Source organism: Streptomyces sp. NPDC002817 (genome assembly GCF_053592055.1).
This window is the reverse complement of the sequence record NZ_JBSFUY010000058.1, coordinates 22,637-33,143: the sequence shown is the minus strand read 5'-3', so window position 1 is coordinate 33,143 and position 10,507 is coordinate 22,637. Positions and strand designations below refer to the sequence as shown.

General features: G+C 70.6%; 9 protein-coding genes. 5 read left to right on the top strand and 4 right to left on the bottom strand.

What is annotated here, in order from left to right:
- Positions 1-127: 127 nt before the first annotated feature.
- Together ACWD3I_RS47110 and ACWD3I_RS47105 are read right to left on the bottom strand one after the other, a co-directional pair.
- Entirely contained in the window at positions 128-589 is a 462-nt protein-coding gene (locus tag ACWD3I_RS47110; protein ID WP_365407832.1) for a hypothetical protein, read from the bottom strand.
- Positions 590-709: 120 nt separating this feature from the next.
- On the bottom strand, positions 710-1,651 hold the full coding sequence (locus ACWD3I_RS47105; protein ID WP_451084417.1) for a hypothetical protein: 942 nt from the start codon (positions 1,649-1,651) through the stop codon (positions 710-712).
- Positions 1,652-1,782: 131 nt separating this feature from the next.
- Here ACWD3I_RS47105 and ACWD3I_RS47100 point away from each other — a divergent pair, with 131 nt between their 5' ends.
- Positions 1,783-2,805, top strand: a complete 1,023-nt coding sequence (locus ACWD3I_RS47100; RefSeq protein ID WP_365407835.1) for a helix-turn-helix domain-containing protein — start codon at positions 1,783-1,785, stop codon at positions 2,803-2,805.
- 236 nt (positions 2,806-3,041) lie between these two features.
- Entirely contained in the window at positions 3,042-4,376 is a 1,335-nt protein-coding gene (locus ACWD3I_RS47095; RefSeq protein WP_365407837.1) for a hypothetical protein, read from the top strand.
- A gap of 274 nt (positions 4,377-4,650) precedes the next feature.
- On the opposite strand, the gene ACWD3I_RS47090 is transcribed toward ACWD3I_RS47095, so the two are convergent.
- Entirely contained in the window at positions 4,651-4,989 is a 339-nt protein-coding gene (locus tag ACWD3I_RS47090; protein WP_365407840.1) for a hypothetical protein, read from the bottom strand.
- A 273-nt stretch (positions 4,990-5,262) separates the two neighbouring features.
- On the opposite strand from ACWD3I_RS47090, the gene ACWD3I_RS47085 reads away from it, so the two are divergent.
- The 3 genes from ACWD3I_RS47085 to ACWD3I_RS47075 all read left to right on the top strand — a co-directional run bounded on the left by ACWD3I_RS47085 (position 5,263) and on the right by ACWD3I_RS47075 (position 9,109).
- Positions 5,263-6,738 carry a nucleotide-binding protein gene (locus ACWD3I_RS47085; RefSeq protein ID WP_365407843.1) on the top strand — a complete coding sequence of 492 codons (1,476 nt, stop codon included), beginning with the start codon at positions 5,263-5,265 and terminating at the stop codon, positions 6,736-6,738.
- A 61-nt stretch (positions 6,739-6,799) separates the two neighbouring features.
- On the top strand, positions 6,800-7,273 hold the full coding sequence (locus ACWD3I_RS47080; RefSeq protein WP_365407846.1) for a hypothetical protein: 474 nt from the start codon (positions 6,800-6,802) through the stop codon (positions 7,271-7,273).
- 3 nt (positions 7,274-7,276) lie between these two features.
- Complete coding sequence (locus tag ACWD3I_RS47075) at positions 7,277-9,109, top strand: hypothetical protein (protein WP_365407849.1); 1,833 nt, start codon at positions 7,277-7,279, stop codon at positions 9,107-9,109.
- A 562-nt stretch (positions 9,110-9,671) separates the two neighbouring features.
- On the opposite strand, the gene ACWD3I_RS47070 is transcribed toward ACWD3I_RS47075, so the two are convergent.
- A partial coding sequence (locus ACWD3I_RS47070; protein ID WP_451084416.1) for a WD40 repeat domain-containing protein occupies positions 9,672-10,507 on the bottom strand: 836 nt, incomplete at its 5' end.

Genomic DNA, 10,507 nt, shown 5'->3' with positions numbered 1-10,507 from the left:
GCAGCCGGCGTCCAGCGCCACCGCGCCATGGAACTCCTCGGCCTCGCCCCCGGCACCTCGGCCACCGAACGCCTCGACCACCTCGCCGCCGGCCCACAGGCAGAGAGCCGCGTACGTCAGTGGACGATCACTGCATGAAGTTGCCGTTGCACTCGGCTTCCCACACCCACTTGTGGGAGCTGATGGCGTCCTCCACGGCATAGCCAGAAGTGAAGTCGTTCCTGCGGAGGTCGCTGACGTAGTACTCGGTCATCTTGATGCAGTTGTACCCGCCGCCCCAGTCAGTGCCAGCCCCGTTGAAGACCTTGACAGCCCTGCCAGAGGTGCCCTTGTGGATGATCGACTCCGCTTCGTTGGTGTCGCCCCACTTGAATGGACCGAAGGCGTTACCCCAGTTCGAGTCGTCGCCTTCGGCGGACCCGAGGGAGTCGTAGCAGTCCGTGTCGGCGAAGGCATAGAAGTACTGGTAAGGAAAGAGGTTGTACAGCTCGTCGCAGTGGGCTGACGCAGCCTGTGCGCCGTTGGCGGGGACGATCACTCCGAGGCCCGCGAGGCCGAGAGTGGCGGCTGTGGCCAGAATTTTGCGCATGGTGGATCACTCCTTGTTCTGTCGGTGCGGTGCAGGGAATTCCGCGGCGGTGGTGGCGCGGAAGTCTGGGGCGTCTGGGGAATCCGGACGAGACATGTGATGTCAGCGGGACATGCGGCGTCAGGCCGTGGAGCCGGTGATGTCCTCGGCCCGGGCAAGCGCGTCGAGGCTCATGCGCTGATACGTGGCGATGTCCTCGCTGTACCGCTGGAGCTTCTTGTCGCGGTACTCGGTTTGCAGCGTGCGTGCCGTGTTGGCCAGCGACGTCTCGTTGGCGCAGGCGGCTTCGGCGGCTGCCAGTTCCGCCTCAGTCGCGTACGCCTTCTCATCGCTCAGCCCCTGGGCGAGCTTCGAAAGCTTCTCGCGGATCTCCGGCGGGTCGGTGTAGTCGTGGCCCGCCTTGTGCATGCACGCCGCCCACCTTTTGACCGCGTTAACGAAGCTCTCGTCCTTAACGAGATCCGGCACGTACAGGGAGGTCAGGTTTGTGGCGGTCTTTTCGGCCCGGAACCAGGTCTCGAAGTTGCCGTAGAGCTGGTCCTTGGCATCAGCCCTGCAGCTTTCACGGGGAGTCTGGACGGCGCCGCCACCGGGCAGCTCGGCCGTCAGTAGCCCGCTTGACAGTGCGCCCTCAAGGGCCTTGCTGTAGCGGACACGTTCCTTCTCCAAGAGCCCGTTCGCGTACGCGTGATTCGGGTCGTTTTGCTGAGCCTTCAGTGCCTTTTCCCGGAGCTTGCTGCCGTAGCCATGTTCCTTCGCCCAGTCGACATCGGTCAGCACGTAACCACTGCCCTTGAGGTCGTCGACGGTCGGCAGCAGCCACACCCAGTATTTGAAGCCCTGCCCCTCCATGCACTTCTTGACGAGAATCTGTTCCGCACGCTGAACGAGAATCTGCTCGGCGTCGGTCAGCTCCCGCCCCTGGGTCGTGTAGCTCTTGGCCGCGGTGCCCTTCTGCGGCTGAGAAGGGTCTGACTGGTCACTCGTGCTTGTGGTGCAACCAGCCACAGTGAACATGACGATCACCGCGGCTGTGCACGCGGAAGCGAACGCTCGCCTCATGGTGGCACGCACTCCCCCGAGTTGTGGCGCCGTCCTCGCGCCTGTTTGCTCAATGAGCATCTCTGACGCGAGCATGGCCAGCCAGGGTTTTTCACTCTGACTGAAAAGCCCAGGCCACGAGGAGGAATCGAGTGCTCCGTATCCACTTCACCGATGCCGACTTGACCCGGACCAATGTTGCGGCCTCACCGGACCCACTGTGGGAATTATGTGCGAGCCTGCACCGCTTTCAGTCCCGCCGGGGCCGCTGGGCCTACGCGGACTGGTATCGCACCGCCCGCACCCGGCTGGACGACGCAGGTCTCACGCGCACCCTGCGCACGCTGTTACTTCCACTGGTCCCGCGCGCCGTCTATTTCCCTGACTTCCTCACCCCTCCCGAGGCCACCGAAGGATTCGATGCCGGGCTGAAGGCAATCCTGGCCACCCCACGGCGCCGGGTTGTGGACGAGGTGGGCATCCTCACCCGCACCTGCGGAGCCCCTGCCTGGGCACCGCGCCTGGCCGAGCCGGGCATGCGCAAGGATCTGGTACAGGCGATGCGGGCCTACTACGACACGGTCATCGCCCCGCACGGCGACCGCGTCCAGGCCCGCATCGAAGCCGAACGGTCCACCCTCGCCCGCGCCGTGCTCGACGGCGGGATCGAGGGGATCCTCCAGAACCTGGGTCCTGGTCTACGCTGGCGGCGCCCCGTCCTGCACACCCTCTATCCCGAGGACCGAGACCTGTACCTGAACGGCCGCGGGCTCCTTCTGGTCCCGTCGTACTTCTGCTGGGGGAACCCGGTGGCCTTCAGCGACACCACGTTGGATCCTGTCCTGATCTACTCACTCTGCCACGAGCCCCACCACACCGCGCTCCCAGGGGACCTCAGCTCCGGCGCACCCTTGGCAACCCTGCTCGGCCGCTCCCGCGCTGTTGTCCTGCGCGCCGTCGCCCCAGGCGCCACCACCGGCGAACTCGCCCGCGCCGCCGGAGTCTCCGCGTCCTCCGCCAGCCAGCACGCCACCGCTCTGCGGGACGCAGGACTGATCGTCAGCCATCGCCACGCCGCATCCGTGCTGCACACCCTCACCCCCCTTGGAGCCGCACTGCTGCGCGCCAACACTCCAGCTCCCGGTGACATGTCCAGGCCGCAGGGCGTTCAATAACCGCGAAGTCGTCTGCAACCACTGCGGTGGCGCCAGGGAGTGCGCCGGTGCTATAACCCTTCCGGCTGAACACATGGACTTGACGGGGAAGGGCCCGACAGCACCAACCCTCCGAGTGGCGCCTCAGACAGTGCTGGACCGCCATGTCGTACAGCTGCTCATGCCGGGCAAGCTCATCGAACAGGATCGGCTGGTAGGCGCTCGCGGACGAGTCCCGGCGCCAGCAGCAGGACGCCATGACCGCCACCACCGCCTTGAACCTGCTCCTGCAGCAGGCGCTCGTCGCCCCGCCCGTAGGCGACAGACCCGTCGATGTCCTTGCCGTCGCCGAGCTCGCCGCACTCGCCGAAGTCGTCTACAACACCGGTAACACAGCAGTCGCAGCCGCGCGCCGTCTGCACGACCTTGTCCTGACCATCGCCCCCAGCGGGCTGTTCACCGTCGACACCGACACACCCACCAGCCAGGCCGGGACCGCACCTCCGGGAGTTCATCTCGGCTTCGACGCCAGCGCCTACCACTACGCCCGCCACGAGCAGATGATCGCGGCCGCCGCAGACACCGAGCTCGATGCGGTCGACGCGGAAGGCGTGCTCGCCCGCACACACGAGCGCACGCCCGTCGCCTTCAGGGGGGCGGCTCTTCCCGCCGGCAGCGAACTCGCCAAGGCCGACCAGCTCCTCATCCAGCACTGGGGATGCAGCCTGGACGCGATCGCCGCGGTCCTCGCCACCGCCATCGACTGGCCCACCGGCGAGAGCGGCACCACCACAACTACGCTTGAGGAACTGGTCGCTGAGAGCGCCGCATGGTCCGGGCTTCCTGCCGACCGCCTCCATGCGGCCGTCGACCGCCTCCGCCTGCACCCCGGCAACGCCGCCGGCCCTGGCGAGCACTCCTACACGGAGGTCGAGCGCCGTATCCGGCCGCTGACCCACCCTCTCATCACGCAGGATGAGCAGCTGTTCATCTTGCCCTGGCTCGCCCACGTCTCCCTGGAGATGTACGCGGCCAACCTCGAGGACGGCCGCCTCCCGCACCCCGAGCTCCCCGACCCCGTCGGCGAAGCCCTCTTCCGCCACCGCCAGCAACTCAACCAGCGCCTGGAAAACGACGTGCGGGACGCCGTCCGCCATGCCGGACTGCCACACCGCTTCCGCCTTCTGGAGAAGACGGCCGCCACGCTCGGCGTCCCCGGCCTGATCGGAGAGATCGACCTCCTGGTCGCCGACGCCGACACTCACCGACTGTGGGTGATCGAGGCGAAGAACCCCACCCGTGCCGTCGCGGTCCACGCCCTGCAACAGCACGTGAAGAGGTTCACCACTCGCTACCGGGACAAACTGCTCCCCAAGGCCGCCACCGTCGCCCAGTACGCGGCCCACGCAGCTGCGGCCTGCGGTGTCGACGGCGAACACCCCTGGCGCGTCCTGCCGTTGATGGTCACCCGCACCGTCGAGCCGGCCGCGTTCCTCGCCGACCCCCGCATCCCGTACACCACGGCCGACCGCCTTGCGGTCATCCTGCGACAGCCCGACGACCCCCGGCCCGGGTGGGCACCGGGCGGATGAGGAATGTGAGTACAACCGGCGGTGGGCACACTGTCGGCTGGAGACGTCGCACGACGCGAAGCCACCCGCCCATACTCCGGCCAGCGCGGCCTCAGCCCATTGACGCAGGCACGATCTCCTCTCGCGCCCGGAGACAAGAAGACAATGCACCCCGTCCCTGGGGCCGGGTGTGCGCAACCGCTGTATCAGGACAGTGCGTTCGCTCCAGGCGCGGTGCGGCAGGCCTAGGTGGCCAGCCCCGGTAGTCCGGGCCGGTCCTCGACGAGGCGGGCGGTCACCGCGCGGACCGAGGGTCGGCTCGCCTCGCCGGGTGCGGCGAGCTCGACCAGGCGCAGCTGAGTGAAGGCCTCGGCGGTGTCACCGGCGTCGAGCCCAGGGCCCTCAGGTCCAGGCGCCGCGGGTGGGCGAGGGCGGCGTCGAGGTCACCGAGGCGGCGATGGATCTCGATCCGGTACAGCCCGCAATGCACTGCCAACCGCTCCAGCGGCCGGGTATCGGTGTGCCGGTGGCGGGCAAGACGGCGGACCGTGTCCTCGGCCCTGTCCGCGAAGTCCCGTGCGAGCGCGCCCCGGTCGGCCTGGACAGCCGTGTACGCGGCGGTGAGCTCCACCATGCCCGCCGGACCGGGCACCCGGCCGCACTGCCGCCGAGTTGGGACGGACCCGCACCCCGGCACCGCTTGGACCGCGCCCGTCTCGGTATCCCGGCTCTGTCCGGTCCGGCGCGCTGGTAGCGTGGCAGCCGGGCCGGACAAGGGTCCCGGACGATCCTCCGCCACCCGGCACGGCGGGGGGAATCGCCAAAGCGGGCACCGGTCCGTGTGATGGGGATTTCCGCATGTCTTCACCCTTCGACGCTGGCCGGGCAGTGTACGAAAGGTGCCCTGATGGCGGCTCCCCTCGGAACCCGGCGTGCCCGGATGCGCTCTCTGTTGACCGGTGAAACCCACGCCCAGGCCAGGCTCGACCTTGCTGGTCCCGACGGCGTCCCGGATGCCGGGCATCCGGAGCAGGCCGCGCTCGAGGCGGCGATCCTCTCCGAACTCCATGACGCATACGACCGCGGCCACCACCCTCTCGACAGTGCCGTCTACGGCATGACCCGGGTCCGGCCATCGCAAGCCTCCCTGGTTCTGCACCTGGCCGACGGTCTGTGGGAAAGGGTCCTCGATCTGCTGCTTCCCGAGCCCGACTTCGACGTCGAGGGTCTGTCCGTCGCGGGGATCCCGGGGTTGCGGTGCCGCAGCCTGCCCAAGGGCCGGGTCGTCCTGTACCGACCGGACAGTGCCGCCAGCATCCTGCTGCAGCTGCCCGCCGACGACGCCAAGGAGGCGCAGCAGTGGGTCACCGAGCTGGGCCAGGACGGCAACCCGATGCGCACCTCGACGACGTGGACGTCCGCCGAACGCGAGCAGCTGCCAGCCTACGAGGCAGGGCTGGGGGACGTGACGGCGCGCAGCCGGGTGCTGCGCCGCCTGCTCGCCTTCCGCGATCTGCCGGCGGTCTCCCTCATCGGCGCGGACGGCGAGGTGCCGACCCTGGACGACTTCCGGCATTTCCTCGCCGCCAGCGGCGCCGTGGTGCGGACGACAGCCCCCCGCACCGGGCCGGTGCGGTCCCTGAAACGGCCGGCGGACCGGGCGCTGGTGCTGGCCGTGGTCGGGGGCCACGCCGCGAACGGGCGAGGGCGCGGCGGAGTGGGGCGTACCAGCACGGCCGTGGGGCTCGCACGGGCGCTCGCCGCCACGGGACTTCGGGTCCTGGTGGTCGACGCTGACCCTGTGGGCTCTGTGCGGTGGGCGTTCACCGGCGGCCTTCCGGACGGAGTCCGGGTGGAGAGCGCGGTGACAGACGGAGTGCCGGACCCCGTACGGCTGCGCCAGCTGGCCCGTGACCCGCTGTACGACGTCGTCCTCCTCGACTCCGCCCCCCACGAGCAGAGAATCATCGCCGAGGCCGCCGACCACTGGATCGGCGTCGCGAGCGTGTGGCACCGCCCCGACCCGTGGCAGCTGCTGGCCGACGAGATCACCGGCGCGAACGGCCAACGCCTTCCCGCCGGTTGGGACCAGAGGTGGCTGGCGGTCATGCGCGCGAACCGGTGGAAGGTGCGCTGGCGGCTGGCCCCGGGCGACTTCGAGGGCATGTTCGCGCCGTTCCCGGCAACAGGATGCGCGGGGATCGTAGTGCTCGGCGCACGGAAGCAGCCCGGCGCCCGCGCGCAGGACTACCTCGACGGACTGCACACCGTGCTCCCCGTGCCGGCCCCGGCCGTCCCCTACATCGTTGACGAGGAGGACGTCCGGGAGCAGCAGGCCGCCAGTGCGGCGTTCGAGCGGATCGCCGAGACCGTGCTCGGATGACGGTCTGCGGGCTGCTCGGGAACCGCCCGGGCAGCCCGCAGAGCGCCGCTACGCTTCGGGGGTGACAGATGCCCTGGCCCCCGACGGTCTTCTGCAGCGGACGCTGCTCGCCTACAACGCGAGGGCGCTGCACGCGGGCGCCGAGGCTGGGGTGCACGCCGCGGCGTTCCTGAACGAGGTGGCCGCCGACCTCCTTGCGCTCATGGGCGCCAGCGGTGATCCGGTGAAGCGCGAGTTGATCGCGGAGGCGTACCGGTGCCTGACCATGGCGGCCGACAACCCGCTCGGGCAGTCGTGCCGTGAGCGGGAGGAACTGGTGAACATCGCCTGCCACGGACTCGCCCACGCCGTCCTGGCCGGGCCGAAGCGCCGGGCAGGTGAGGAAGAGGTGCACGGCCTCCTCACCGGGCAGTGGACGGCGTCGCTGCTGGCCTGGTCACAGATCTTTCCCGCCCGTCTGGACACCGTCTCCCCGCCGTGCGCCTGCGGCGCGCTGGGCGCCCGTCCGGTCCAGGTCCACGCCGCAGGGAGCTGAACGGTGGAACGCTCTCTCCCTGAGATCTCCCCGCGCGGCTTCACGGGCCTGGGCATCACGCTGCCCGCCCTCGCCGCGATCCGGATCGCCCTGACCGGCGGCCGCGGCACCGCCAAGTTCCACGTGCCGCCCCCGGACCCTGGCCTGCGCCGCTACCACCACGGGACCTGCCAGTACTCCAAACCCGCCGACCAGGCCGCCACCCATCCACTGCTGGAGCTGTTCGACCGGGTCTGCAAGAAGTGCGCCATCGTCCTGCCGCCCGCACCGGACGCCCTGTGGCGGGCGGCCGCGTTCGCCGCAGGCAGCCGCGACACCCTGGACCGGGCGCTGACGGATCGCGAACCGCGGACCTGGCTCGGCTACGCCCGCAACGCCGCCCGCCACGACCCCGCAGACGACGAGCAGGTCGAGCAGTGGCTGGAACAGGCCCGCACCGATACCGCGCTCGCCGGAGACGCCGACACGCTCGCCGGCGCTTGGCGCCAACTCGCCGCCGATCACCAGGACTTCCTGGACGCCTACGCCGCCGACTGTCCCGAGGTCGAGGCGTACAACGGCGCCCGGGACGCGGTGCGCCGTTCCGTCGGATCCCCGCAGCGCCAGGCGCTGGACCAGGTGAGCGCAGCGGTCGGCAAGGTCTCCCGCACGCGGGAGCGGAGGTACGGGCCGCCGCCGGAGCTGGACGCCGGGGCGCTGGTCTGCGGGGTATGGCTGGCGGCGCGCTCCCGCGGCCACTCTGCCCGCAGTGCCGCCGCCGTAGCCCGGGATGCGGCCGGTGCGGAGCTGGCCGGTGCACGAGTCGTCGACGTCACCCGTCTGCCCTTGCCGCCGCGCACTGCGGGGAGCGCGCACGAGAGCCCGTCGGCCTGGGCGGACGCGGAACTGGCGCTGTGGTGGCCGGACGCGGTCGCGCACATGTGCGCCCGCCTGGAGGAGGACTTCGAGGCCGAGTCGGCCGACGCCACGTCGCGCCTGCTCCTGGTTCGGGACTGGCCGCTGACCGGCACCCGGGACGCGCCGGTCGCCTACCTGGCGGCCTCCCCGGTGCTGGGCCCGGTCGTCCCCCACGGGTACCGCGAGGTGGGCGACTACGTGTCCTGGAACGGCGGGGACACCGCCGGGCCCTCCTACAGCGCGATCGTGGCCGCCCCGGCCCACCTGGTCGCCAAGCTGGAGAAGGAGCAGGCCGCCCAGCCCACGCACCACCCGCCCCGGTTCACCGCCGGCGGGCCGGTCACCGGCCGCGCGGCCGACCTGGACGCGGCCGTGGAGCTGCTGCGTGCGGCGTTCCCGCTGCTGCCCGGCGACGGCGACGGCGAGCCTCCCGTCCCGGCTGCGGCCGTCGCCGAGCAGCGACGCGCCCGCCACGCGGAACGCGGGCAGCGCCTGGCTGGCGAGGAGGAGCGGCTCTACCGGCTCGCGGACTCCCTGAGCGGCGGGTACATCTGTTGGGTGCCGAGCGGACCAGAGGAGTTGGAAGCGCTGGAGAACCTCGTGTCGTGGCTGCACTGGAGCACGCTGCGCGTCGACGTGCTGTGCGGCCCGACCGGCGCGGCCGGCCAGTGGGCCAGCGTGTTCGGCACCCTGGAGTCCGTCACCACGGCCAGCCTCGGCTTCAGCCCAGGCGGGCGACACCGCACCCTGCACATCCCCTGGCACCGGATCGTCGCCCTCACAGGCGCCCCCCAGTGGGACCGCGGTCACCACACCCCCGATCTGTGGCAACCCTACGAGCCCGTCGACGCCCCCACCCCGCCACCGACCGGTCCTCGTCCTGCCCCCATCCGGGGCCCCGGTCTGCGCGCCGTGCCAGCACCAGACGGTGCAGCATGACCGCACATCCCGGTCCGGCACCTCCGGTTTTGGGCGCGCCCGCCTCTGTGAGCTCCCACGGATGCGTGTGGGTCCCGTCGGGAGCGAACCCGGCGCCCTCGACCGCCCGCTGCTCCTCGGCGATCCGGGCGCGCAGGAAATCGCACCAGTCGTAAGATCGTGACGCGCTCGGTCATCGTGGCTCCACCAGGCAGGCCCGAAAGCGCCCGCACGCGCCGACAGCGGCCGACAACAAGGCGCAGACAGTCACAGCGGACTCCTCGACGGACGCGGCGAGCGTACGGTGGCTACGGCGACCGTAATCGGCCCCACCGAGGCGACTCGGCTGGGGACCACTTCGTGAAGATCGAGGGGCGGCTTGAAGTGGCCCCACCCATCGAACCGTCCGGTCACAGGCGGCACCATCGCGGCTCGCCTCGATCCGATCTTCACCAATCGGGGCCACTTGGAGACGCCTCGGTGGAACCGGTTTCAGTCGTCGTAGCCACGTACGGAGCGGGACCTACAGACCGCGTGTATCCGGCCGGCCGGATACACGCGTGACGACCTACTCCTTGGCACATCAGCGTGTGTACGGCTGTAGCGTGTAGGCACAGAGTCCTGCAGTCGTGCCTGCGATGATCAGGTGTCCATCAGGGCTGTAGGCGCAGGACAACACGTTGCTGTCCGTCCGCATCATGGTCGCTGCCTCGCCGGTGACCGGGTCCCAGATCCGCACGGCCCAGCCGCCGCCGGTGGCCAGACGCGTCCCACCCGGGCTGAACGCCACCGCAGACACCATGCCGGTGTCGCCGAGTGTCTGGAGGGTCTGGCCGGTGACCGGGTCCCAGATCCGCACGGCCCCGCCGCTGCCGGTGGCCAGACGCGTCCCATCCGGGCTGAACGCCACCGCAGACACCCAGTCGGTGTCGCCGGTGAGCCTCTGAAGGGTCTGGCCGGTGACCAGGTCCCAGATCCGCACGGCCCCGCCGCTGCCGGTGGCCAGACGCGTCCCATCCGGGCCGAACGCCACCGCAGACACCCTGCCGGTGTCGCCGAGTGTCTGGAGGGTCTGGCCGGTGACCGGGTCCCAGATCCGCACGGCCTCGCCGCCGGTGGCCAGACGCGTCCCATCCGGGCCGAACGCCACCCCAGACACCATGCCGGTGTGGCCGGTGAGCGTATGGAGGCTCTCGCCGGTGACCGGGTCCCAGATCCGCACGGCCTCGCCGCCGGTGGCCAGACGCGTCCCATCCGGGCTGAACGCCACCGCAGACACCCTGCCGGTGTGGCCGGTGGTACCGGTGAGCGTCTGGAGGCTCTGGCCGGTGACCGGGTCCCAGATCCGCACGGCCTCGCCGCCGGTGGCCAGACGCGTCCCATCCGGGCTGAACGCCACCGCAGACACCCTGCCGGTGT